Source organism: Acinetobacter ursingii DSM 16037 = CIP 107286 (assembly GCF_000368825.1).
Lineage (GTDB): Bacteria > Pseudomonadota > Gammaproteobacteria > Pseudomonadales > Moraxellaceae > Acinetobacter > Acinetobacter ursingii.
Window position 1 is genome coordinate 1,338,098 of sequence record NZ_KB849717.1, and the last position, 26,058, is coordinate 1,364,155.

Below are 26,058 nucleotides of genomic sequence, written 5' to 3' on the forward strand. Positions count from 1 at the left end.
AATGGCTACTTTAAATCCACGTGACGTTGTGATTGTTGATGGCGTTCGTTCTGCCATGGGCAAATCACGTAACGGTATGTTCCGCAATGTACGTGCCGACAGTTTATCTGCTGAATTAGTACGTGCACTGGTTGCTCGTAACCAGTTTGATACCAATGAAGTTGAAGATGTCATCTGGGGCTGTGTCAACCAGACTTTAGAGCAAGGGATGAATATTGCTCGTAATATTGGTTTATTGGCTGACATTCCAAAGACTGCGGGCGGTCAAACCGTTAACCGTCTTTGCGGTTCTTCTATGCAGGCCATCCACACGGCTGCTGCACAAATTGCAACCAACCAAGGTGATGTTTTCATCATCGGTGGTGTTGAACACATGGGCCACGTTGGGATGATGCACGGCATCGACCTTAACCCAGAAGCCTCTAAACACTATGCCAAAGCCTCTAACATGATGGGCTTAACAGCTGAAATGTTAGGTCGTATGAATGGCATTAGCCGTGAAGAACAGGACAAATTCGGTGTTGAATCTCACCGCCGTGCTTGGGCTGCAACACAAGAAGGTCGTTTCAAAAACGAAATCGTAGGTGTTGAAGGTCATGATGCTAATGGTTTCAAAATCCTGTGTGACATCGACGAAGTGATTCGTCCTGATGCTAACCTTGAAGCATTCCAAGCATTGAAACCAGTGTTTGATCCTAAAGGTGGTTCAGTGACAGCAGCAACGTCTTCTGCTCTGTCTGATGGTGCTTCTGCAATGTTATTGATGTCTGCTGAACGCGCTCAAGCATTTGGTTTAAAACCACGTGCCGTGATTCGTTCAATGGCGATTGCAGGTTGTGATGCTGCGATCATGGGTTATGGTCCAGTGCCAGCAACGCAAAAAGCACTTAAACGTGCTGGTTTAACCATGGCAGACATCCAAACCATCGAGTTAAACGAAGCATTCGCTGCTCAAGGCTTATCAGTCATGAAAGGCTTAGGCGTTTATGATAAACAAGACATCATTAACTTGAATGGTGGTGCGATTGCATTGGGTCACCCATTGGGCTGTTCAGGCGCACGTATTACCACCACATTGTTGAACGTGATGGAACAACAAGATACGCAAATTGGTCTTGCGACCATGTGTATCGGTTTAGGTCAAGGTATCGCGACCATTATCGAACGTGTTTAATCGACATTGAGATAAAAAATCCCCGCTAAATGCGGGGATTTTTTATTAATAGGATCAAATTTTTAACGCGGAAACCAAGGGTTTTGCGGAGGATTTAATCCATCTCTAATTTGTTGCTGGAGTCTTAATATGTCCTCTACATTCACTTTGATCGTACCATCACGAAATGCATCGACATTATTTCGGTTGATATTTAAAGGCGCAAGCATATTAAATATGCCACTGGTCGGGTCAGATGATTGTAATCCTGAGGTAATCGATAAAAGATACTGCTGCAAAAATGGGGAAAGTTGACTCATATCAGGTGAAGTTGTAGGTTGATAATCAATTGCGATATAAGGGTTCTGATTAACTTTGGGATTCTGTATATCATTTTGAATTTTATCAATATGATGTCTAAGCGCCTGACGTACTGCTTTATCTTCCTGAAATGGAACAATACCAGCTTCTTCTCGCAATTCAGATTCCGCCATCGCATGAATACTGGGCAATAGTGCAACATCTTCAGCTTGCACAGTTGGCACGTTTATCATCATGAAACTTATGACCGCCAGATATTTAACCAGATTCATAACATGCTCCCGAGATGCCACATCACAATAAAACATGATGAATAAAATATAAGCGATACTAATAGGCTACAACAAAACAGATTTTTATTCAGTAGGACTTAGATAAATGGTCATAAAGTTTAAATATTCAAATTACATCTAGCTTTGAAATAAGAGCAAGATAAAAACCATTGATTAACGTCCAAATAATCAATTCAATAACCTTTCTTATGGATGCTATGCTATTTTAAAGACCAATTTAACCCATTCAAAATGCTGATGAAAAATTTAAAAATAATCTCCTTATTCACTGTAGTTTCATCTTTGTTTTTACTTTCAGGCTGTACGTCGAATCAGACCATCGGTGGAAACACACACGATCTTTTTACAAAATATGAGTACGGAGACCGATGGAAAACGTTGGTTGAAGATGAAGTGGTGGCTTTTGGTAAGCCAACAACATTTTTAGTCAATGAACCCAAAGATGCGATTGTCATTGCAGGAAAACAATATAGTTATGTGCTTAATAAAGGTGGCTCAGATTTTTTCAATTTAATTAGCCAACTTAACCCAGATGATATTCAGCTTCGCCAAGATTTAAACTTTGTTTCACCTGATAAAGACAGCCATCACTTCACAGGATATTTAAAATTTTCTTATACGCCATCAACAGGCAGTTTAAACCAAAGAGAAACACTTTTATTCAAACAATACGGTATTTTGCCCTGTGATTGCAGGGAATCAACAGAACAAAATCAGCATTATATTTTTCAGATTAAACTGGAAGGAAATCTCTACCCTATCGTAGAAAATTTAGATTCTTTAAAACCCTTATCCAAACCGTATAAAGTTAGGATTCAATATTATCAAGACAAAAGAGAGAAAGTTACACTATCTACTCAAGAAAAATTAACACGACTTCCCCTCGTGCCATTTACTTTAGCCATAGATGCTCTGGTTTTACCAGCACAAATCATGGGAATTAGCTATCAGCCTTAGATTTTCATTCCAAAAAATTAAAATAAGGTTGGTCATAGCATCTGATGATTTTTCTTGCTGATAAATTGATAAGATCCAGCGCCCTCACGATATTTAAGTGAACTGGATCTTATTTTTAGCGCTTTTTCTCATCTTCACCATAAATGGCTGAAGCGGCATTTTCCGCACTTAAGTCCTGAAGCGTATAACTTTCATGATGCAACATATTTAAGTAATATAAATATTGACCTGCTTCGTGCGCCTTACCATTCGCTAATAATAGCTGTGCATATTTATGCAAGTTATAAGGTGATGCCCGATTTTTCACCATTTGACCGAGTTGAGTTAGTTCATCCTCACTTAGTTGTGTCGTCGGATTCATTTGCAGCCAAAGCATACGATCTTTAAATTGCGTTAGTAGATAAATATCGGTACTTCCCCACACGGTTTGTGTAGGCTGTTCGCCACGAAAAGCCAAGCCATTATTGAGTTTATACACCGTATAATCGCGCCAAATCAGCAACATTAAAATACTACCGATAACAACAACACCCCTCACTACATACTTGGATAAAATTGATGCTCTAAGCTCAGGAGCTTGTGATTGTACAAAGCCAAGTAAGAAGCCCAAAGGGAATAAAAAATAGGCATAACGCAACGGAAACTCAAGCAAAGCATGAACTAAAATTGCCCCGACCATAAGTAGTGCAACGACTGACTCCAGACTTTTTGCTTTGTGATTCAGCCATAAAATCCAACATGCCATATAACCAATGATCAATAGACCAAGCGGCAAACCATTCCAGACGATAATATCCAGCAAAATATTATGTCCACTGGTCACCCATTCATGCGATGGATGCAGATTAAAAATAGTAAGCTGTGCCAGACTGGTTTGACCCCAGCCATAACCACTCAAAGGATGCTGTTGAATTGCTAGTAACATTTGTGTCCAGATATCAAAGCGTAAATAGCCTGAAGTTGCTCGTTCTGCAACAGATGCGGTTTCTACGATTTGTGTTGCACCTAATGCACTAATAAAATTATTTATGATGGGTAGAATTGCAATCATGACTGCAAAGGTAATAACCCAAAGCAGCATATAAGGGATACGCAAACGAACTGGATGTTTATAAGCTTGATATGTCCAATAAGCCATAAAGAATAAGCAGACCACCCAAGCGGTACGTGATTGACTTAAAGCTATTGCAAATAAAATCAGTACTGAAGCTAAAATTAATAATAATTTTTTGAGTTTTTGTTGTTCAAATAAATACAAGCATGCCATCAGCCCCATGACCAGAAAGGTTGACATATTGTTCGGCTGGGCAAAATTGGCAAATGGTCGATTGCCTGCTCGAAGCTCCATGACTCCATAAAGATGTTGATCCAAATTAAGCCATTGCAATACCGCTATCACACTGGAAATAGTACTGGTGATAAGTAAAACATAGCAAATACGAATAAAAAGCTTTTTTCGATCATTTTGTATAGCAAGGTTATAACTTGTAATCGTAACAAACCAGAAAGCCAGTAAATAAAAGCTAAATAGCAAAGCACTACTTAGATCCAGAACCAGTCCACACATCCATTGAAGCAGTGGAATAATGACAATAGGTAAAGCCATCCACTGAATTTTAGGAACTCGTAGATTTTGATCACACAGTCCTGCCAACAGACTAAGCACTGCTGCAAAACTCAGTATTTCACTGGAAAATGTCAGCCACGGAAAAGCATGATCAGGAGATAGCCATGCAAGGCTAATGAGGATAGACGCTAAAAATAGGAAAAAAGCGCGCATAGGTATAGTGCGAAAAATAGAGTGTGGGGATTATACACGGATTTTTCTGATGGATGATGAGAGGAAAATCCTCTCTTACTTCCATGGCCTTAAATCGACAATTTTAACCACTTGGCCTTTTTCTTTATTCATTAAAACGACCATATCGACTGTGGTAGCTTTTAGTGGAACCCAACTATCTGCTTCAGGATATTGATTTAAGATTTTATCTGTATCCTGTTTAGCGTTAAATTGATTTAGTTCATTTAAACTTTGGGCACGTTGTTGTATCTGTTGTTTTACTTCGCTAAGAGCCACATAACGCTCAGGTTTTTGCGCTAAAGAAATTCCACCCAACACATCTGCAAACATATCATCATTGCGTGTTTTAATGTCTTGAGCAAATGTAGTCGCTACATATTGCGGTTTAAACCATGAAGGATGCTGATATTCTGGTTTAGCGTGCTGAATATTCTGGTCAATAATTTCATTATTACGGACTAGTTCAAAACGATCAACATTATATACCAACCACGCAGGGCGACCTTGACCAATGCTATAAACTCCATAACAAAGTGCAGAAAGTTGAATCAAAATAATGACACTTAAATCAAATTTAAGGGTCTTTTTCCCTTCTTTATAAACAATAAAACCAAGAACTGGTCCCACAATTACATCAATTGCCAGCATCATTAAAAAGATGTGAGTCACGCCCACCGCTTTAGCCAATGGTGAAGGATACCAACAGAAAAATACCCACATTAAAATAATGACAGCTAATGACAAAGATAAGCCTAAATGCCCCAAAAAGAACTTTTGTCTCTTAGATAAACGATCGTTCATGGTTTAGATCCAGTTTTATTTTGCCATTCAAAGGCCAAAGATTGATTAACTTGATATAACGACTCAAAAGAATACTTTTGACCGTGCAGTTTTTCTAAAATTAATAGATGTTTTCTTGCAAGTTCAGGTTGATGATTAAGTGCTAAAGCCTGTGCATAACGATACAAAGCGGCTGAAGTTGAATAACGATAAGCTACTTTTCTCATCCAATCCAACTGCTCAGGGGACATATTTTCTTTAGGTTGAGTACGAATAAATCTTATTTGCTCTCTTAATTGCGTCAGTAAAATCACATCTGGAGCAGCCTGTTCAGCATGTAATGTTCCTATATTGAATGCCTCAAATCTTACCAATTGCACATCTTTCTCAATCATTTGATATTCAACAAATATCCAAATATAGAGAACAACGAAAATAGTCCACAAACTTGCTACCACTGTTCTTGGAATTTCAATTACTTTTATGGTTTTATCTTGAGCTTGTACCAAGCCCAATAAAAAGCCTACAGGCAATAGAAAGAAAGCATAATCTAATGGATATTCAAGCATGGCATGTACCAATACCGCTCCAACCATTGAAAGCGCAATAAAAGGCTCAATTGATATTGCCAATTGACTTAAACGATACAACCACCATGTAAAAAATCCAATAATTACAAGTCCCAATGGAATACCATTCCAGATGAGCAAATCCAAAAGGATATTGTGACTATGCTCAGTCCACTCTGTCGTTGGATAATCTAGATAAACCGAAAGTTGAGCAACACCAACTTGGTTCCAACCATAACCCAATAACGGCTGCTCTTTGATCGCCAATAACATTTGATGCCACATTGGAATTCTTAAATAACCTGAACTTGCTCGTGTAAGCGCATCTGTTGTATTGGTAACCCCTAAATAATCGGAAACATAAGGAGTAATCAAAATAAAAAAGATAAATATACCGACAAAATAAAACACTGAATATTTAGACAATCGCGTCTGAAAATATCGGGATTTCCAAAACCACCAAATTAAAAAAGCCAGTGCAAACACCCATGCTGTACGAGATTGAGTAAGCGTAATTCCAAATAGAATAAAACTCGCAAGCAATACTCCACAAAAGCGATGAATATATTTTTTTTCATATAGATATAAGCATGCCATTAGTCCCATACACAGAAAGGTCGCACAATTATTGGGTTGACCAAAATTTGCAAAGGGACGACCATTTGGTGGTAAATCAACAGTCCAAATATTTCCTTCAAATAAAAGCCATTGACGTAATTGTATCCACACTGAAATAATACTTACGATCAAAACTACCCAATATAACCATTTAAATACATTATTTCTTTTTGATTTACTAAGTAAATGATATGCAACTATAAAAGCAATAAAAAAACCAAAAATATAAAAGGAACTTATAATTGAATCACCAGAAAAAGAAATAAATCCAAATACATTTTGTAAAATCGGAATAAAAGCAATAAAAATTAAAAAAAAAGAAAATTTTGGAATGCCAATACATTTATTATTTAGTAACCAGATAGCTAAAATAATTAAAGCTAAAAATATACATCCATCCTGATACGCTGCCAGCCACGGTCTGTAGTGGTTTGGCAATAACCAAGCTAAAGCTAAAAAAAATGTAGCTACTAAAGATATCAATTTCATTTGTACATAAATTTCTCAAAAAAAAAGGGCTAAAGCCCTTTTTTTAATATGACGAATTAACGGCAAGATGCTGGTAAATATTTAGCTTCAATACCATTGCTTCTACCACTTTTACACTGCCAAGCTTTGATTACATTAAGAGATGCACGGTTAAAATCTGCTGCAACGGCTTGACCAGTTGTACCACTTGCAGGAATTGTTGCTACTGTCCAAGGAATAAAATCAACATTCACATTACTGCCAAGTTGGCTAATTTGACGGGCTTTAACTGTAATAACGCCATCTTTAGTTGTTGTAATTGATTCTACATATTGAGAAAGAGGGGATGCTGAACTACCCCCTTCACCACATCCAAAGGTATTATTAGCTGTAGGTGTAGCAGCAAAACCAGTTTGTGAAGCTTCAGAAACTGCGGTACGACAAGTTGAAGCAGCCAAAACAACTTCTGATACTTTTGCACGTGCTGTATAATCCTGATAAGCAGGTAGTGCAACCGCTGCCAAAATACCAATGATCGCGACAACGATCATCAATTCAATTAAGGTAAAACCTTTTTGTGCGTTCATAACATTCTCCACGAATTGTGTATTTTTTTATAAAGCTTTGTAAGCTAATTTATATGAGCATAAAATATGCCAACTCTGATTATAATCATTTCAAAATAAAAAACAGTAGTTTATAAAAAGTTTTTTTTGCTTATGTTTTTTTAAGTATCCAAATAAGAAAAAAGTGACAAATAGTGTCACTTTAAAGCAATTCAGAGATTCCTCGTTAATTTAAAATAATTGGTGAATTATCCAGCTCATCATCTTTATCTGTGATCTGTTTATCATAAAATTGATCTAAAATTTCTCCAATTTCCAATACACCCGTGACCACCGCTTGTCGGTATTTTTTTGCTTTAAGTTCAGTCACGATATGCTGACAAATCGCTTGCCATTCAGTTTCATGCGTCAATGCACAAATACCTCGATCAATTACGATTTCGACCTGCCGTTCACACAAATTGAGATACAACAATATCCCACTATTGTATTCGGTATCCCAAACGCCTAATTCAGCAAAAAGCTGTTCAGCACGACGACGGGTATTTTGATAATAAGCCTGAGAACAAGGAATATGCCCTTCAATCACCACCTGTATCTCACCAATATGACCATGTTCTGCCTGTTTAACGGCATTTGTTATCTCGAGTTGATCCTGTTTTGAAAACAAGCGTTTACTGGCTGAAAAATAAAATGCATGTTTCAACCAACGCTTTAAACTCGGTTGTGCTTTTTCATCCAATTTCGGCTGAGTGATGATTTGTGTTGTATCTGTTTTCGTTACCATGATCCTGACGCTCCCCCGCCACCAAAGCTACCACCGCCGCCACTATAACCGCCTCCTCCACCAAAGCCTCCACCGCCGTAACCTCCGCCTCCACGACCACCTCCGCCAGAAGCAAAGATTTGCAAGATCAATTGTGCTAGTGAAGTAATCAATAAAAAGAAAATCCCAAAACCCGCCAATATACTGGTAATCAACCCGACACCACTGACCAGTCCAGCCACGATACCCGCCACACCGGCAGTTGCAGCACTCACACGATTTCCTACTATAAATGATGCAAATACCCCAACGACGATAATGATCAGAGAATAGACCAGCATATGTGAACGTGCTTCTTGTTCATGCATGGCCTGCGCCTGACGTTCTTTTAAGTCAGCCGCAGCCTGTTGAGCAATTTCAGGATCAAGATTCAGCACTCGTTCAATTTCATTTAAACCTGCTTGTATGCCTTGTGCGTATTGTCCTTGCTGAAAGTACGGTGTCATTTGATTGCGAATAATCCGACTGGCGACAATATCTGGGATGACGCCTTCCAGACCATATCCTGTCAAAATCTGGATACGTCGATCATTGACCGCAATCGCCATCAGCAAGCCATTATCACGCTTGGCTGAACCTAATTGCCATTTTTCTCCGACTCGCATGGCATAATCAAAAATATCTTCCTGCCCCGTAGTCGGAACAATGACAATGCCGATTTGCGCTTTATTGTCCTGATAAAGTTTTAATATTTGCTGTGAAATCGCCTGTTTTTGTTCTGCCGTGAGCAAGTTTGCCTGATCAATCACAGGCTCATTCATACTTGGCAAACCTCGAATCGATTCACCATCCGCCATATCATTAGCAATTTCAGGTTGTCTAACCGTAGTCGAGCTTTGCGGTGTGGATGCTGCTGACTTTTGTTGCTGGGGGTTTTGTTGCTGTTGAATGATCTTGCCTGCAATGATGGTATCAGCATCATCCGAATCCTGTGCAGTGGCGACTTCGCTCCAGACCGTGGTCGAGAGTAAAAATCCACAACAACACAGCAGCATCAAAACCGCTTTTTTGCAGCGATTTTGCATCTCCAACATGGCAGTTTTGACCATCACAGCACCTATTTATCTAATCAGGTTTAGTTAAACGAAACCGTTGGTGCCTTTTCTGCGCCAGCTTCTGCGCTAAAGTTTGGTTTTTCATGCATACCAATCACTTTGGCAGTCATGACTTGTGGGAACTGACGCACATAAGTGTTGTAATCCTGAACGGTGGTGATATAACGATTACGTGCCACTGCAATCCGGTTTTCTGTGCCTTCAAGCTGTACCTGTAAATCGCGGAATTGCTCATTGGCTTTGAGGTCAGGATAATTTTCTGATACTGCGATCAAGCGTGATAATGAACCCGTTAATTGGCTTTGCGCTTCCTGATATTTTTTAAATAGTTCTGGATTTTCAAGTACGCTTTGATCAACTTTTAGCCCTGCAACATTAGAGCGTGCCTGAGTGACCTCAGTTAATACTTTTTCTTCATGCGTTGCATAACCTTTGACCACATTGACCAGATTGGGCACCAAGTCTGAACGGCGTTGATATTGGTTTTGCACTTCTGACCATGAAGCAGTCACCGCCTCATCTTTAGCCTGTAAAGTGTTATAACCACAGCCTGAAAAAGCCAAAGTACTCGCAAGTAAAGTTGCAACCGCAGTCTTTTTTAAAAGATTCATGATGATATCCTCTTAGTATTTCTTGGAATTTTTTTACATAAATGCATTTTAGCGAGGATTGAAAGTGATGTTTGTTTCTTTTCTTTACATCATCAAAAAACGGACATTACATCCGTTTTTATGAAACTTACCTTTGTAGTCAATTAATTTAACTATAGAGCTTTGGCACGACTTCTTCCTGAAAGCTTTGCATGTGATATTCAGTTGCCATTTTATCTTTCCAGTATTTCACAATCTGACTATAGTCCTGTTCCGCTGGATGAAAGTCCGCTTTGTAATAGGACAAATATTCAGGTAATAATTGAATGAGCATCTTAGCTAACAAATACAAGCCAAATAGATTGCCTCCAATTTTAGGTAAACTACGCCATTTATCTTGCCAAAATAAACGCGTAGTTGAATACAGCGTTAGGCTCGCAAAGCCTGTCGTGACGCTACGCATCAACAAACGACGAACACGGTCATCGCCGTACACTGCCTGATACACCTCAAAAGCGACTGCGCGATGTTCGATTTCTTCAATCGCATGCCAGACCCAAAGTTTGATCGCATCTTCATCAAGCGTACTCAGCACTTCAGGGTGACGCAAAATATAGCCGCCTAATAATGCGGTAAAATGTTCAAAGGCACAGGTAATAGCCAACTGAATTTTAGGATGTAAGCTGTGGACATGAATATTTTTTCGCGCTAACCATGCCTGAAAACGATCCAGATTATAGTGATCACGTCGCCATGCATCATTAAATTCACTATGCGCTTTGGAGTGCATGGCTTCTTGCCCAATAAAAGCCGCAATCTGCGCCTGCAATGTTGGATCAGTTACTTTATCCCGAACATTACGCACACTATGTACAAAAAATTGTTCGCCAATCGGAAAGGTCGAAGACAAGGCCGTGAGCATATGTGACATGACAGGTGAATTGGCAAAGTAATGTCGTTTAATTTTTTCAGGGTGAAATTGTAGACGACGTACGGTAATACCAAGCGCTTTCGGACGATTAAGATATGATTTTTGTTTCGTCACTTGAGCTAAGCTCATGGGAATTCCTCAACAATACAACGAAGAAATCAGTATTAGAAATTTCTATATATTTGTATATTGCATAAAAACTCAGCCATTTGCCAAAGTGCTCATTTTGACCAATAAATCCGTTTGATTCTATTTGAAAGCACTTTATCGTTCCGTTTTAAATGAACTATATTTAAGTAATTTAAATCGGATTTAGGCCTACGGTCATGCCCCCACAGACATATAAAATTTGCCCCGTAATAAATCCTGATTTTTCACTGAGAAAAAAATCACAAGCATGAGCAATATCTTCAGGCTGTCCGAAACGTTGTACTGGCACATTCTTTAAAATCTGTTCCGTTTCTGGAGCACCCTTTGGATTGGCTTGCTTAAACAGCTCTGTTTCAATAGGATCAGGCCCAATCGCATTTACAGTAATACCATAAGCACCCAATTCCAAAGCTGCAACCCGAGTCAGCCCAATCAAAGCAGCTTTACTGGAAGCATAGGCTATGCATGAGGTTCGGAACTGGCTCACCATCGTGGAGTTCGTAGAGTTAGGTTTAGGGATTGCGCTCGTGCCTAAATCAATGCAGTCGTTAAAAAAGGATCATGTGCAATTTGTTGAAATTGAAAATAATGACATTCTTTCTGAAACACACTGTATTTGGAATAAACGTAGCTCGTCTATTTTACTCGATCATTTTCTTCAACTTTTACCTTTTGGCACAGTATAAAAAGCCCGCATCACTGCGGGCTTCATATTGCTTTTGAATCTCTAGATTTTAAACATCAAGATAATCCAAAATGCCTTCTGCTGCCTGACGACCTTCCCAGATTGCAGTTACAACCAGATCAGAGCCACGCACCATATCACCACCCGCAAAAATTTTCGGGTTAGAGGTCTGGAATTTATATTGTTGTTGTTCAGGTGCAACCACACGACCTGAACCATCTAAGCCGATGTTCGCACCAGTGAACCAGTCTGCTGGGCTTGGGCGGAAACCAAATGCCAGTAAAACTGCATCGGCTGCCAAAACTTCTTCAGAACCCGGAATTGGCTCAGGACTACGTCGACCACGACTATCAGGCTCGCCCAATTGAGTGGTCACAACTTTAACGCCAGTCACTTTGCCATTTTCACCAACAACTTCGATCGGTTGACGGTTAAATAGGAAGTTCACCCCTTCTTCACGCGCATTATTCACTTCACGACGCGAACCCGGCATGTTGGCTTCATCACGACGATAGGCACAGGTCACCTGTTCAGCACCCTGACGAATCGAAGTACGGTTACAGTCCATCGCGGTATCACCACCGCCCAGCACAATCACTTTTTTACCTTCGACACTGATGAATTCACCAGCATCTTTTTCCCAACCCTGACAGCGATTGACATTTGCAATCAGGAAATCCAGTGCATCGTAGACACCGTCCAGATCTTCACCGGGGAAACCACCTTTCATATAGGTATAGGTTCCCATTCCCATAAACACTGCGTCATATTTTTGTAGCAGTTGTTCAATCGTGATATCTGTACCAATTTCAGTATTTAAACGGAATTCCATCCCCATACCCGTGAAGATTTCACGGCGGCGTTTCATGACGTCTTTTTCCATTTTAAATTCTGGAATACCGAATGTGAGCAAGCCCCCAATTTCAGGACGTTTGTCAAAAATGACTGGTTTTACGCCATTACGCGCTAGAATATCAGCACAACCTAGACCCGCAGGGCCAGCACCAATAATCGCCACTTTTTTATCTGTCCATTTGACATGCGACATATCTGGACGCCAGCCCAGTGCAAAAGCAGTATCATTGATATATTTTTCAGCATTACCAATCGTCACTGCACCAAAACCGTCATTCAGGGTACATGCCCCTTCACATAAACGGTCTTGTGGGCAAACACGACCACAGACTTCTGGCAAGGTATTAGTTTGATGGCAAAGTTCTGCCGCTTGGAAAATCTGACCCTCAGCAATCAGTTTTAACCAGTTTGGAATGTAGTTATGCACTGGGCATTTCCATTCACAATACGGGTTACCACAAGCCAGACAACGATGTGTCTGATTCGCTGCAACATCAGCAGTAAAAGGCTTATAAATTTCCACAAATTCTGCTTTGCGGACAGTAATATCTTTTTTCTCTGGATCTTGGCGTGCTACATCCAGAAACTGAAAGTCATTATTGAGGCGTTCTGCCATGTCTCTCTCCGTGGGTAGGTGCAGAGTTCGCTGTTACCTGCACCTGCCTATGTATATGCAGTAGTGGAATTATTGAGGATCAGCTTGAGTTGCTTTCAAAAGCGTGAGCAAATTAGCAGCTTTTGGTTTTACAAGCCAGAACTTCCGACTGTAAAAATCGAACTCATTGCGGATCTTATACGCCCAAGCACTACCTGTTTCTTTAATGTGTTCATCCAGAATACGAAGCAGGAATTGTTGATGCTCTTCCATCGACTCAGTCGAGATACGAGTCAGGTCAATCAACTCATGGTTGTAATAATCGACAAAGTCATTATCCAGATCGAGTACATAAGCAAAACCACCTGTCATACCCGCACCGAAGTTATGACCGACTTTACCGAGCACAGTCACAATCCCGCCTGTCATATATTCACAACAGTGGTCGCCTGCACCTTCAATCACGGCAAACGCGCCAGAGTTACGTACTGCAAAACGCTCACCCGCCGTACCTGCTGCAAATAACTTACCGCCTGTTGCACCGTACATACAGGTATTACCAATAATCGCAGTATGTTGGGTCTGGAATGGTGAACCTTTTGGTGGGAAGATCGACACTCGACCGCCTGCCATACCTTTACCAACGTAATCGTTGGCATCACCTTCAAGTTTGATATGCAAACCACCCGCATTCCATACACCCAGTGACTGACCTGCTGTACCTTTTAAGTTCATAATGACTGGATGTGATTCCATGTCCAGATTGCCATAACGACGCGCAATCTCACCAGAAACACGTGCGCCAATTGAACGATCACAGTTACCAACTTCAAAATTAAACTCACCACCTGTACCCGCTTCAATGGCAGGAAGCATTTCTTCTACCATACGTTCAGCCAGCAAGCCTTTATCAAATGGCTCATTACCCTGAACTTCACAGTATTGTGCCTTGCCTTGTGCCGCAGGATGTGACTGCAACAATGGTGTTAAATCAAGATGTGCATGTTTATCAGTTTCACCCGGCAATACTTCAAGTAAATCCACACGACCAATCAAGTCTTTCAGGGAAGCAACACCTAATGCAGCCAACCACTCACGGGTTTCTTCAGCAATGAAATGGAAGAAATTGATGAGCATTTCAGGTTCACCAATATAGTGATCCTGACGGAGTTTGTCTTGTTGTGTTGCAACACCCGTCGCACAGTTATTCAGGTGGCAAATACGCAAGTATTTACAGCCTAATGCGATCATAGGCGTAGAACCAAAACCAAAGCTTTCAGCACCCAAAATCGCGGCTTTTACGACATCCAGACCAGTTTTTAAACCACCATCTGTTTGTACACGAACTTTACCACGTAGGTCATTTACACGCAGGGCTTGATGCGCTTCAGACAGACCAAGCTCCCACGGTGAACCCGCATGATGAATGGATGAAAGTGGAGAAGCCGCTGTACCACCGTCATAACCAGAAATGGTAATGAAGTCGGCATACGCTTTGGCAACACCTGCGGCAATCGTACCTACACCCGGTTCAGAGACTAGCTTGACTGAAACCATCGCCTGAGGATTGACTTGCTTCAAGTCAAAAATCAATTGTGACAAATCTTCAATCGAATAAATATCATGATGTGGCGGCGGAGAAATCAAGGTAACGCCCGGAACAGAATAACGTAAACGTGCAATTAAGCTATTGACTTTACCACCCGGAAGCTGACCACCTTCACCCGGTTTTGCGCCTTGAGCGACTTTGATCTGTAGGACTTCCGCAGAAGTCAGATAAGCAGGAGTTACCCCAAAACGACCCGATGCGATCTGTTTAATTTTCGAGTTACGAATCGTGCCATAACGCGCAGGATCTTCACCACCCTCACCTGAATTCGAACGACCGCCAATGGTGTTCATGGCAATCGCAATCGCTTCATGCGCTTCTGGTGACAATGCCCCTAATGACATCCCCGCTGAGTCAAATCGTGGCAAAATTGCCTCAACCGATTCAACTTGCTCAACAGGAATTGAATTCGTGGTTTTGAGCTTGAATAAATCACGGATCGTCGCGATTGGGCGGCTATTGACCAGTTCCGCATATTCTTTAAAGTCAGCGTAATTACCAGAACGTACCGCTTTGTGTAATGCATTGATCACATCTGGGTTAAAGGCATGGTATTCCTTACCGAATACAAACTTCAGCAAACCACCCTGATCAATTGGCTTACGTGTTTTCCACGCTAAATCGGCTAGTTTTTTCTGATCATTTTCAAGATCAACAAAAGTTGCACCCTGAATACGGCTTGGTACACCGAGGAAGCATTTATCCACCACTTCTGATGATAAACCCACTGCTTCAAAAAGCTGTCCACCACGATAAGACGCGACTGTTGAAATCCCCATTTTAGAGAGAACTTTCAATAGACCTTTATCAATACCTTTGCGGAAGTTGGCTTGGGCATGTACTGGATCACCAAGTAACTCACCTTTTGCGATTAAATCATTGATCACATCATAAGCAAGGTATGGATAAACTGCCGTTGCACCAAAACCGAGCAAGACTGCAAATTGATGCGCATCACGTGCAACACCCGTTTCAACAATAATGTTGGCATCGGTACGCAAACCCGTCTGAATCAAATAATGGTGTACTGCACCTGTTGCTAAAGCCGCATTTGCAGGTAGATACCCCTGACGCAAATTTTTATCAGAAAGGATCAATAACGTTTGACCATCACGAACTGCCTGTGCAGATTCCTCACAAATACGATTGACCGCAGCTTGTAAGCCTTCTTCTTCACGATAATTCAGATCAATTTCTGCAATCTCATAACCTGCGCGGTTTAAATTGCGTAATTGATGCATTTTCGAATTTGAAAGTACAGGGCTTGAGATAATCAAGCGATCTGCATGTTCTGGCCCTTGCTCGAAGACATTCTGTTCACGACCTAAACAGGTTTCAAGTGACATCACAATCGATTCACGTAATGGATCGATCGGAGGATTGGTCACCTGTGCAAATTGTTGACGGAAATAATCAGAAACATGGCGAACCTGACGTGATAAAACCGCCATTGGCGTATCATCACCCATTGAGCCTACTGCTTCCTGACCACTTTCAGCAATCGGACGTAGCATCTGGTCACGTTCTTCAAACGTCACCATAAACATTTTCTGAGCCGTCTTTAGCTCATCGCCAGCCAATCCCTGCTCAGATAGTTTTTCTTCAAGCTCAGGGTCTGCCTGTAAGCGCAACGCGTGTTCACGCAACCACTCACGATATGGACGCATTTTTTTCAGATGTGTGCTGACATCATTGGTGTCGAGTAATTTACCTGTAAAGGTATCGACTACCAAAATTTGACCTGGGCCGACACGACCTTTAGATACAACATCTTCAGGTTGGTAGTCCCACACCCCAATTTCAGAAGCAAGGGTAATATAATCATTTTTGGTAATCACCCAGCGCGCAGGACGTAAACCATTACGATCCAGCATACAAATCGCATGACGACCATCTTGGATCACCAGACCCGCAGGTCCATCCCATGCTTCCATGTGTTTAGAGTTAAACTCATAAAAGGCACGTAAGTCTGCATCTAGAGTTTCAACATTTTGCCATGCAGGTGGAACCAGCATACGTAAGCCACGGAATAAATCCATGCCACCGCCAACCAGAATTTCAAGCATATTGTCTAAGCTTGAAGAGTCTGATCCAGTACGGTTTACAATTGGATTAAGCTCAGTTAAACCTGGTAATAATGGGTTTTCAAATTTCGGTGTCCGCGCTAATGCCCAGTTACGGTTAGCGGTAATGGTGTTGATTTCACCATTGTGCGCCAAATAACGAAACGGCTGCGCTAACGGCCAACGCGGTAATGTATTGGTTGAGAAACGTTGATGGAACACCACGATATGTGAAGTCAGACGTTCATCCGCTAGATCTGTATAAAAGTCAGCAATTGCTGCTGGCATCATCAAACCTTTATAGCTGATCACATTTGAAGACAAAGTCGTTACGTAGAATGAGCTATCGTTTTGTAATTTTTGTTCAGCACGGCGACGCGCCAAGAATAACTTACGGTTGAATTCAACCTCAGTCACGCCCATTGGACAGTTTACAATAATTTGTTCAAAGACAGGTAAAGACTGGAGTGCAATTTCACCCAATACATCGTTATTGGTTGGGACAACACGCCAAGCCAAAACTTTTAAGCCTTCTGATTCAATTTCCTTGTTCAGGGTATTTTTTGCGTGCTGTGCCAATGCAGGATCTACATTAAGAAAAACCGTACCCGCAGCGAAAATCTCACTCAACGTGATATCACTAAGCTTTTTCGCTTCATCACGGAAAAAAGCTTTTGGCATAGCCAGTAATAGACCGCACCCATCCCCTGTTTTACCATCAGCGGCAATACCACCACGATGCGTCATGCAACTTAAACTGTGAATTGCGGTTTGAACAAGGTGGTGACTTGGTTGGCCCTTCATCTGGGCAATCAAACCAAAACCGCAGTTATCTTTAAACTCATCTGGTTGATATAAACCTTGAGCGGGAGCTACAGTATGAGGCGATGGCAAGTGCATAGCGTACCCTTCTTTCAACATGGCTCTTTCGAGCATAAAACGATCAATTTACTTCGCGACGTTGTCTATTACTCACGTAAAGCTAAATGTTTTACAATCCATTTTTGCATTACTATCTGACTATACGCCCTTTGTGGCAAGCAGACAGCAACTTTCTTGGCAAAAACGTTTTGAGTTATTTCGCACTGTTTTATAGCAGTTTAAAACGACGATTTCGCATACTAATTAAAAGATTAAGCTCCAAAATAGGGACAAAGTGATCAATTAGCGCATCGATAATGCAAAAATAATGCCAATACCAATTAGAAATAACTAAGTGATTTAATTATAAAAGATAATTAATTTTGTATTTTTGTAACGCCTTAAAATAAACTTAAATTTTGAACCAACATTGTGCAAAATAATATTTGAGATTAATACATGCACTATTTTTGTGCATGTATTAATTAAATGGATCACTTATTTCGCGTTCATTGTTCCGCGAAGGACGATTTTCCACATTAGGGGTATTAGGTGCAGTACTACTTGGATTTAGAGAAGAAACATTATTTGATTGGCGCTGCACACCGACCACATTCCCGTCTTGATCACGCTGAGTGACTGTTGTTGAGGTCGTTGGAGCAGCAGGTGCAGACTCAACGGAGGGAGTTGGTGATACAGGGGCGACAGGTATCGGTGCGTTTCTTAGATTAACGCTATAAAGTTGCCCTGCGCTGCCCTTAATTTCTTCAGAGCCTAAATCATTAATCAACGGTAAATAATTAGCCAAAGACACTGCCTTCGGGTGTACTGAAGCAGGGAATTTCAGATTTAATTGCGATAATTGATGCGTTGCATCGGCTTCCCGATTAAATACCCCATAGGCTAGAACGTATTGTTCTTCCTGATTTTCCCCACTTAAACGAAAGTAAATGAAATTTTTACGGTCAGACTGACTCTTTAAATAGTTTTTAATAATATTTTCATTAGACGAACGAAATAACTCAATGGTCCAGTTCCGCTGATTTTCCTGCATAAACTTGGTACCACGAAACTCTGCCTCATGATTTCCTGCGGTAATTACACGCATAGTTAAATCTAAGGGTCTGACTTCATCAGACAAAGTCCCCAAATTGGTCGTCGCGGTCACTTTCTGTGGCTGAATCTGAGACTGTGTTTCAACAATATCTTGTTTTTCGACTTGTACCACTTTATCTGAACTGGTGATCGCCCAAAAGATCAGCGCCAGCAATAAGCACAGCAGACCAAGCACTAGCCAACTATAGTGCTGAATATTCTGCCACAGCGTACGTGATACCGTCATATTACACCCAATCTCACTCTGCCTGATTTTCCAAAATAACCTGTTTCATTTTCTCAACATCAAATTCTTTGGTAATGACAGCCTGACCCAGTTGTTGTAACAACACCAATCTCAACTGTCCATTCAGAACTTTTTTGTCGTGTGCCATATAAGACAAAAACTCATCCAATGGAATTTTCGGACATGATATCGGCAATTTTGCACGTTGAATGATATTTTTTGTACGCTGTAAATCTTCAGCGGAAATCCAACCCATGCGCTGTGACAAATCAGCCGCCATGACCATTCCCGTTGCTACAGCTTCACCATGTAGCCATTTACCATAACCCAAATAAGATTCAATCGCGTGACCAAACGTATGTCCCAGATTTAAAAGCGCGCGCTCACCCTGCTCTTTTTCATCGTTCGCCACAATTCTAGCCTTATGCGCACAAGAACGATAAACCGCTTGGGCCAATAGACTTTCATCACCTGCAAGTAAGCCATCCATATGCTGTTCTAACCAAGCTAAAAACTCAAGATCACCCAGCAATGCATATTTAATCACCTCGGCCAGCCCAGCAGACAACTCACGTGCTGGCAAAGTACGCAACTGTGCCATATCCGCCATAACTACTTCAGGCTGCTTAAATGCGCCAATCATATTTTTGCCTAAGGGATGATTAATCCCTGTCTTTCCACCGACGCTAGAATCTACTTGAGAAAGCAAAGTAGTTGGCACCTGAATAAAATAAACACCTCGCTGGAAACAGGCTGATGCAAAACCTGCCATATCGCCAATCACGCCGCCTCCCAATGCCAAGACAGTACAATCACGATTGAAGCCCGCTTCTAACAATGCATCGAAAATCAGGTTTAAATTTTCAAGATTTTTATATTTTTCACCATCAGGCAGCACACAGGTCGCCACTTTTTTACCCAAAGATTCTAAATCATGAACATAATGGGACAAATACAGTTGTTCCAATGTGGTATTGGTCACGATCATCACTTGCTGACCTTTGATATAAGGTGCTAACAATGTTTTTGGATCTAACTGACTACCAATAAAAATAGGATAACGACGATCACCGAGTTCTACATGAAGTGTTTGCATGAAACTTTAATGCCAATAATAAAATAAATAGCCTAGTGAGATTCTGCTGCCAAAATCACACGTAAAATATGCTGTGCCAATTCTCGTGCAGCCCCTTGATGTGTTTCTATCACATAATGTGCAACTTCACGATACAGAGGATCACGAATTTGAAGTAGATCTTTGAGTTTTTGCTCTGGGTTTTCAACCTGCAATAATGGTCGATTTTTATCCCGATAGGTACGCTGTAATTGTAATTCTACAGGCGTATAAAGATAGATCACAATACCGCGGTTTTTCAAATAAGCGCGGTTTTCGGCTTGAGTCACCGCACCACCACCTGTAGCCACAACCAATTGTCTACGCTGGGTTAACTCATTAATGACTGTTTTTTCTCTCGAGCGAAAACCAATCTCACCTTCTTTTTCAAATATCCACGGAATACTGGCTCCAGTTTTACGCTCAATTTCATGATCACTATCCAGAAACTCGCGCCCCAAAAGCTCAGCCAAGTGCCGTCCTACTGTTGTTTTTCCTGCTCCCATTGGCCCCACCAAATAGATATTTGGCAGAGCTCTAAACTCTTTGCCTAGCAAGGAGTCACCTATTGCATAACTTGAATTAAACTTATATTACTGATTTCTCACCTGAGTGTCATTAACAATTCTCGGGGTAACGAAGATCAACAACTCTTGTTTATCGTCCTTTTTAGAGTCTTTTCTAAATAAACGTCCCACCCAAGGTAAGTCTCCCAAGAACGGCACTTTCGTCTGTTGATTGGTTGTAGTCTGTTCAAATACCCCACCCAGAATCACCGTTTCACCATTATCGACCAACACATTGGTATTAATCGTGTTTTTATTTAGAATCAACTCACCATTCGGCGCTTCTCCAGCGATCGAATCTTTGGAAATATCCAACAGCATCTGGATTTTACCATCAGGTGTAATACTTGGTGTGACTTCAAGGCTGAGTAAAGCTTCTTTAAATGAAGTGGTTGCCGTTGAACCCGAAGCAGAGTTTGTGGTGGACTGATAAGGCACTTCCTGACCCGTTGCAACTTTGGCGGTTTGTTTATCAGCAGTCATGACTTTTGGTGTTGAAATCACTTCACCATAACCATCTGCTTGTAATGCAGATAATTCCAAATCCAGCATAAAGTCAGACAAACTAATTAAGCCAAAGGCAATTTTACTCGCACCCGCTGAAGTGACACCTAAATCTACATTCAGGTTATCTGGGCGTTCGATGGTGTATTTACCATCGTCATCAGGATCACGCAGATTCCATAAAGTAGTTTCACTACCACCGACCAACAAATCATTATTTTTGGTAATCCCCTGTGAAAGAACACCCCACTTCACCCCCATTTCTTTGGTAAATGAAGTGCTTGCTCGCACAATCCGCGCCTCCACCATCACCTGCTTAACACGCACATCCAATAAATCAATCATTTTACGAATCTGATCAATTTTCTGTGCAGTATCATTAATGATTAAAGTATTGGTTCGTGGATCAATCGACACAGTTCCTCTTGGACTCAGCAAACTACCAACACTATCACCTAACGGCTCTGAACCACCTGAATTTGATGAACCTGAACTTGAGCTGTTTTTACCTTGAGTCATCAATTTTTCAATATCGGCGGCTTTCGCATAACTGAGTTGAATATACTCAGTTTGTAAAGGCGCAAGTTTGACACTTTGCGCAATCGCTTTGGCTTCTTCTTCTTCAGCTTTGGTTAATTCAGTAACTGGCGCGATCCAGATCACATTACCGCTACGGCGTTTATCCAGATTTTTAGTTTTTAAAATAATATCTAACGCCTGATCCCACGGCACATCCTTTAAGCGTAGAGTAATATTGCCCTGTACTGAATCTGCCGTCACCATGTTGATATCAGTAAAATCTGCCAATAACTGAAGTACACGACGCACTTCAATATCCTGGAAATCTAGAGAGATTTTTTTACCACTATAATTTGGCGTAGAACGTGCGCCTAACTGATTACGATCCACTGGACGTTTAAGGCTTAAAGTCAGCTTATTTTCTGCCTGATATGCCATATATTCATAGCTACCAGCAGATTGCACCACGATTACCCCATTGCCGCCTTCATTATAGGCATCCACACTCGCAACTGGCGTAGCAAAATCATTGACATTTAAACGTCGCGCTAAATTGGTCGGAATTTTATTGCCAAGCATGCGTACAACAATTTTACTGCCTTGTTGCTGTACATCGACAGGCGTATTACTGCCAAGCAAATCGATAACCACTTGACCTTCGCCCTGCGAGCCGCGCTGAAAACCAATATTAGAAACCCCTTGCTGAATATTCGTTGCCGCTGGCATAGCAACAGCGGCAGGAGTCATTACTTGTTGGGCACTATTAATCTTTAAAATAAAAGTATTGCCTTCAACACGTGTAGTAAATGCTCCAGCATCTTTTAAATTTACGGTTAAACGTGAACGCTTCGCATCAGATACTACATCGACACTGCTGGCTTCATTGGTCGCGACAGCAATAGTATTTTGTTTAAGACCCAGCTGAGCCTTATCAAAATCCAAAATCAGTCTGGATGGCTGTTCCATTTGATATGCTTGTGGTTGCGGTGGCAAACCATTGAACATCACACGGATTTCTGTCCCCTGTCCTGCGATATTCATGGGCACAATATTGGTAATACTGACCTGCGCACTAGCCACTTGCATGATTGCAAATGCAACCGCACCCATTGAAAACTGTCGAACTGTATGATTCATTGACTCACCATCCCCAATCAGAATTTTTTTTAAACCCTTTTTCATTGTTATTCCTTTCATACTTAAGGCTCAGGCCCAATCAGAACCAAGGTACGCGGACGCTCAACATAACCATCTCGACCATCTGGTACAATTTCAACCAAATCAATTTGTGTCGGACTGATTCCGACAATTCGCCCTTGATTCATTCCCATATAGCTTCCAACCTGAACCCGCTCAACTTGCCCATCAGGCGTCTGAATTAATGCAAGAATCTTTCCATTTTGGCTACGCATACTGCCTTTCATATTTAAAGATTCGAGTGCGTAGCTTTCAAGTGGTTGCGGCTGACGATTAAAGTTCGGATAAACCCGTTTACCTGCCATAATTTTGAGTTCAGCTGCCAAAGAGCTAGGTAAAAATGGGCTTTTCAACTGCATGGCTGAATAGGTAAAACTCGGCACAGGCGTGAAAACAGGTGCTGGCTCAATCGGCAAAGGTGGCTGATTACGAATGGCTGCCATTTGTTCATTTACAGCGTCAATACGTGAATCACAACCAACCAAACCACAACATACGATTGCCATGAAAATACTATGTTTTTTCATTATTTTGCCCCCGCTGCAACTGGAGCAGAAGCACCACTCGCCTGATCATCCGCACCTATATATCGATAGGTTTTTGCTTTCACGGAATAACTAATTTCAGGAATATCTGCTTTTTCTTTAACCTGTTTACCTTCAATCACAAAATCATGCAAAGTTACAATACGAGGCAATGCCGCAATTGCGCTTACAAATGCACCAAAGGCATGATAATCCCCAGTCGCATCAATCGAGATCGGCTGTTCAATAAAGAACTCTTGTCTAACTTCATTTTCAAGACGGATATTTTTAAATTTAAGTCCAGAATTTACCCCTGTCATATTGATATCTTCAACCAGACTTGGAATTTCTGTTTCTTTTGGAAGTTGCGCCAATTGCTGGTTAAAATTCGATTCCATTTCCTGCAACTGAACCTGATATTGCTGCAAGTTACGTAATTTTGAATCCTTTTCACGAAACTCGTTGAGCAAATTCTGCTCTTGTGCCTGAGCTGTTGAGATCGCATCCAGTTTAGGCTTAATGGCTAAAAAATAGCCCAAAGCACAGACGGCGAAGAAAATAAAAATCCAGCAGGTAATCTTAACTGAGAGTGGCCATCCCCCGTAGTTATTCATATCCAGCGTATTAAACTGCTGAAGAAATTTATCTAAGGTCAATTTCTTTTTCTTTGGTGCAGCAACTTCAGGATCTAGTTCATTGAATTCATCACGACTCATTGTGCTGCCCCCGTATTTGAACCTGATTGATCGTTATTATCTTCTGTAACTGATGCCCCAATTTCACCCAAATCTGTGGTCACAACGAAAGTGCCATAGCTTTCTTCGACACGCGGCACCACAGAGCTTTGATTCTGATCTTTTTTATCATCTGCTGCCAAGAAGGAGTTCATAAAGGCATTACGATACCACGGTGAAGCCTCTAAGTTACGCAATAACTCTGCAACAGTATTTGGACTTTCCGCTTTGCCTTCAATGGTAAATTTATCGCCTGTACGACTGAATTTGGTCAGATACATATTACTGGGTGTCACCCGCACCAATTCATCAATCAAGCGAACGGTTACTGGACGTTGACCTTCCAAACCTTGAATCAGCTTCATACGCTCTACAATCGCATTTCGGCGCTCTTGTAAGCCATCCAGTGATTTCAACTGCGTATCCAGATTCTGGTTAGTACTGACAACCAATTGATTGGCTTGTTCTTGATCATTAAGCTTATGATCATAAAACAACCAAGCTAAGACCACAGCAACTACCCCAAGTACTGCAACGGCAGCACTAAATGCAATAAATTGTTTCTTGCGCTGCTCTCTTAGCTCATCACGCCAAGGGAGTAAGTTAATCTTTGCCATTAATCAAAACTCCTCAATGCCAGACCACATGCCACCATTAAAGAAGAGGCATCATTTTCAATTTTTTTGATATCTACCTGAGGAGAAAAACCCATTTGTAAAAACGGATTAGCAGTGGTAACGCGATAACCTAATTTTTGTTGTAGAAGTTTTGGCAAACCAGGGATGTTGGCATTACCACCAGCCAATAAAATATGGTCAATTTCATTAAACTGTGAGGAAGAAAAGAAAAATTGTAAAGATCGTGCAGCCTGCTGAACCAACGCTTCTAAGAAAGGTTCCAGCACTTCAGTATCAAAATCATCAGGTAATGAGCGTTCTTTTTTAGCACGACCTGCTTCTTCAAAAGATAAACCGTAACGTGTCTGAACGTCCTGCGTCAGTTGCTTTCCACCGAAAACCTGTTCGCGGGTATAAATAATCTTGCCATTTTGCATGACCGAAAGTGTGGTCATGGTATGTCCGATATCTAAAATACCGACGGTATTAACACCCATCGGTAAAGTATCAGCAAATACCCCGAAAGCCCGTTCCATTGCGTAACTTTCGACATCAGCAACTTTCGGTGTTAAACCTGCAAGCTCAAGCACTTCTACACGTGTTTCAACGTTTTCGGTACGGGTTGCAACCAATAAAACATTGACTCGTGTAGGATTTGCCAAACGATCAGGCAGCACTTCAAAATCCAGACTAACTTCGTCCAGTGGAAAGGGAATATATTGCTCTGCATCCATACGGATTTGAACTTCACGCTCATCATCCGTCATATCCGCATCCATTTCGATGATCTTATGAATCACCATGGAAGTCGGAATCGCAATAGCGGCATTGGTCGATTGAGGATTGGCCAAGTTAATCACTCGCTCCAACGCATCCCCGACTGCTTCCGGATTGAGAATGTTCTTCTCAACCACGCTATTTTCTTGTAAGGGTATCAAGGCATAGCTTTCTACCCAGTAGCGACCGTTTTTTACAGAGAGTTCTAATAACTTAACAGAAGTCGAACTAATATCGACCCCTACTAACCCCTTATTTGGTTTACGATATAACATGCGCACGATAGCATTATCCTATTATTTTTTTATCCCCAAACAAAACAACAAGCTGATCTCGGTCTCTAATTTTATACGGATACAATAAGGCATCTAACAATCCGCATGTCTAAAGGATATACTGACCATCAATTCGTTTGCTA

At 41.2% G+C, this 26,058-nt stretch carries 23 protein-coding genes; 3 read left to right on the plus strand and 20 right to left on the minus strand.

Going from position 1 to position 26,058, the window contains the following annotated elements; genetic code table 11:
- Nucleotide 1: 1 nt before the first annotated feature.
- Nucleotides 2-1,174 carry an acetyl-CoA C-acyltransferase FadA gene (fadA, locus tag F944_RS13780; RefSeq protein ID WP_004991718.1) on the plus strand — a complete coding sequence of 391 codons (1,173 nt, stop codon included), beginning with the start codon at nucleotides 2-4 and terminating at the stop codon, nucleotides 1,172-1,174.
- Nucleotides 1,175-1,236: 62 nt separating this feature from the next.
- On the opposite strand, the gene F944_RS13785 is transcribed toward fadA, so the two are convergent.
- Entirely contained in the window at nucleotides 1,237-1,746 is a 510-nt protein-coding gene (locus F944_RS13785; protein WP_004991720.1) for a hypothetical protein, read from the minus strand.
- A gap of 252 nt (nucleotides 1,747-1,998) precedes the next feature.
- On the opposite strand from F944_RS13785, the gene F944_RS13790 reads away from it, so the two are divergent.
- A complete protein-coding gene (locus F944_RS13790; protein ID WP_004991723.1) occupies nucleotides 1,999-2,724 on the plus strand; it encodes a YidX family protein in 726 nt (241 codons plus the stop codon).
- A 115-nt stretch (nucleotides 2,725-2,839) separates the two neighbouring features.
- On the opposite strand, the gene F944_RS13795 is transcribed toward F944_RS13790, so the two are convergent.
- From F944_RS13795 to F944_RS13835, 9 genes are all read right to left on the minus strand, one after another.
- Nucleotides 2,840-4,504 carry a PglL family O-oligosaccharyltransferase gene (locus F944_RS13795; RefSeq protein ID WP_004991726.1) on the minus strand — a complete coding sequence of 555 codons (1,665 nt, stop codon included), beginning with the start codon at nucleotides 4,502-4,504 and terminating at the stop codon, nucleotides 2,840-2,842.
- A 75-nt stretch (nucleotides 4,505-4,579) separates the two neighbouring features.
- On the minus strand, nucleotides 4,580-5,326 hold the full coding sequence (tfpZ, locus tag F944_RS13800; protein ID WP_004991728.1) for a TfpX/TfpZ family type IV pilin accessory protein: 747 nt from the start codon (nucleotides 5,324-5,326) through the stop codon (nucleotides 4,580-4,582).
- The gene (locus F944_RS13805) at nucleotides 5,323-6,981 is read right to left on the minus strand and encodes a PglL family O-oligosaccharyltransferase (protein ID WP_004991730.1); all 1,659 of its coding nucleotides are present in this window, start codon (nucleotides 6,979-6,981) and stop codon (nucleotides 5,323-5,325) included. The genes tfpZ and F944_RS13805 overlap by 4 nt, the downstream gene beginning before the upstream one ends.
- A gap of 56 nt (nucleotides 6,982-7,037) precedes the next feature.
- Nucleotides 7,038-7,547, minus strand: a complete 510-nt coding sequence (locus F944_RS13810; RefSeq protein ID WP_004991732.1) for a pilin — start codon at nucleotides 7,545-7,547, stop codon at nucleotides 7,038-7,040.
- A gap of 205 nt (nucleotides 7,548-7,752) precedes the next feature.
- Entirely contained in the window at nucleotides 7,753-8,313 is a 561-nt protein-coding gene (locus F944_RS13815; RefSeq protein WP_004991733.1) for a TPM domain-containing protein, read from the minus strand.
- On the minus strand, nucleotides 8,307-9,401 hold the full coding sequence (locus F944_RS13820; protein WP_004991735.1) for a TPM domain-containing protein: 1,095 nt from the start codon (nucleotides 9,399-9,401) through the stop codon (nucleotides 8,307-8,309). The genes F944_RS13815 and F944_RS13820 overlap by 7 nt, the downstream gene beginning before the upstream one ends.
- A 26-nt stretch (nucleotides 9,402-9,427) precedes the next feature.
- Nucleotides 9,428-10,018: a LemA family protein gene (locus F944_RS13825; protein ID WP_004991738.1), complete on the minus strand. Its 591-nt coding sequence runs from the start codon at nucleotides 10,016-10,018 to the stop codon at nucleotides 9,428-9,430.
- Nucleotides 10,019-10,166: 148 nt separating this feature from the next.
- A complete protein-coding gene (locus F944_RS13830; RefSeq protein ID WP_004991739.1) occupies nucleotides 10,167-11,057 on the minus strand; it encodes a metal-dependent hydrolase in 891 nt (296 codons plus the stop codon).
- 172 nt (nucleotides 11,058-11,229) lie between these two features.
- Entirely contained in the window at nucleotides 11,230-11,568 is a 339-nt protein-coding gene (locus tag F944_RS13835; protein WP_080633053.1) for an SDR family oxidoreductase, read from the minus strand.
- Nucleotide 11,569: 1 nt separating this feature from the next.
- Here F944_RS13835 and F944_RS13840 point away from each other — a divergent pair, with 1 nt between their 5' ends.
- On the plus strand, nucleotides 11,570-11,764 hold the full coding sequence (locus F944_RS13840; RefSeq protein WP_244489477.1) for a LysR substrate-binding domain-containing protein: 195 nt from the start codon (nucleotides 11,570-11,572) through the stop codon (nucleotides 11,762-11,764).
- Between the two features lie 48 nt (nucleotides 11,765-11,812).
- Here the strand turns inward: F944_RS13840 and F944_RS13845 are convergent, their stop codons facing one another.
- The 10 genes from F944_RS13845 to F944_RS13890 all read right to left on the minus strand — a co-directional run bounded on the left by F944_RS13845 (nucleotide 11,813) and on the right by F944_RS13890 (nucleotide 25,921).
- Nucleotides 11,813-13,234: an FAD-dependent oxidoreductase gene (locus F944_RS13845; protein WP_004991745.1), complete on the minus strand. Its 1,422-nt coding sequence runs from the start codon at nucleotides 13,232-13,234 to the stop codon at nucleotides 11,813-11,815.
- A gap of 69 nt (nucleotides 13,235-13,303) precedes the next feature.
- The gene (gltB, locus tag F944_RS13850) at nucleotides 13,304-17,785 is read right to left on the minus strand and encodes a glutamate synthase large subunit (RefSeq protein ID WP_004991746.1); all 4,482 of its coding nucleotides are present in this window, start codon (nucleotides 17,783-17,785) and stop codon (nucleotides 13,304-13,306) included.
- A gap of 442 nt (nucleotides 17,786-18,227) precedes the next feature.
- Nucleotides 18,228-19,088 carry a hypothetical protein gene (locus F944_RS13855; RefSeq protein ID WP_004991747.1) on the minus strand — a complete coding sequence of 287 codons (861 nt, stop codon included), beginning with the start codon at nucleotides 19,086-19,088 and terminating at the stop codon, nucleotides 18,228-18,230.
- A 13-nt stretch (nucleotides 19,089-19,101) separates the two neighbouring features.
- Entirely contained in the window at nucleotides 19,102-20,184 is a 1,083-nt protein-coding gene (gene aroB, locus F944_RS13860; protein ID WP_004991748.1) for a 3-dehydroquinate synthase, read from the minus strand.
- A 32-nt stretch (nucleotides 20,185-20,216) separates the two neighbouring features.
- Nucleotides 20,217-20,759 (minus strand): shikimate kinase AroK, encoded by a 543-nt coding sequence (gene aroK / locus F944_RS13865; protein ID WP_004991750.1) that lies wholly within the window; start codon nucleotides 20,757-20,759, stop codon nucleotides 20,217-20,219.
- A 36-nt stretch (nucleotides 20,760-20,795) separates the two neighbouring features.
- Nucleotides 20,796-22,928: a type IV pilus secretin PilQ gene (gene pilQ, locus F944_RS13870; protein WP_010588590.1), complete on the minus strand. Its 2,133-nt coding sequence runs from the start codon at nucleotides 22,926-22,928 to the stop codon at nucleotides 20,796-20,798.
- Between the two features lie 62 nt (nucleotides 22,929-22,990).
- A complete protein-coding gene (locus F944_RS13875; protein WP_004991753.1) occupies nucleotides 22,991-23,515 on the minus strand; it encodes a pilus assembly protein PilP in 525 nt (174 codons plus the stop codon).
- Complete coding sequence (locus F944_RS13880) at nucleotides 23,515-24,228, minus strand: type IV pilus inner membrane component PilO (RefSeq protein ID WP_004991755.1); 714 nt, start codon at nucleotides 24,226-24,228, stop codon at nucleotides 23,515-23,517. The genes F944_RS13875 and F944_RS13880 overlap by 1 nt, the downstream gene beginning before the upstream one ends.
- Nucleotides 24,225-24,863, minus strand: a complete 639-nt coding sequence (locus F944_RS13885) for a PilN domain-containing protein (protein WP_004991757.1) — start codon at nucleotides 24,861-24,863, stop codon at nucleotides 24,225-24,227. The genes F944_RS13880 and F944_RS13885 overlap by 4 nt, the downstream gene beginning before the upstream one ends.
- On the minus strand, nucleotides 24,863-25,921 hold the full coding sequence (locus F944_RS13890) for a pilus assembly protein PilM (protein WP_004991759.1): 1,059 nt from the start codon (nucleotides 25,919-25,921) through the stop codon (nucleotides 24,863-24,865). Before F944_RS13890 ends, F944_RS13885 begins: the two co-directional genes overlap by 1 nt.
- Nucleotides 25,922-26,058 lie beyond the last annotated feature (137 nt).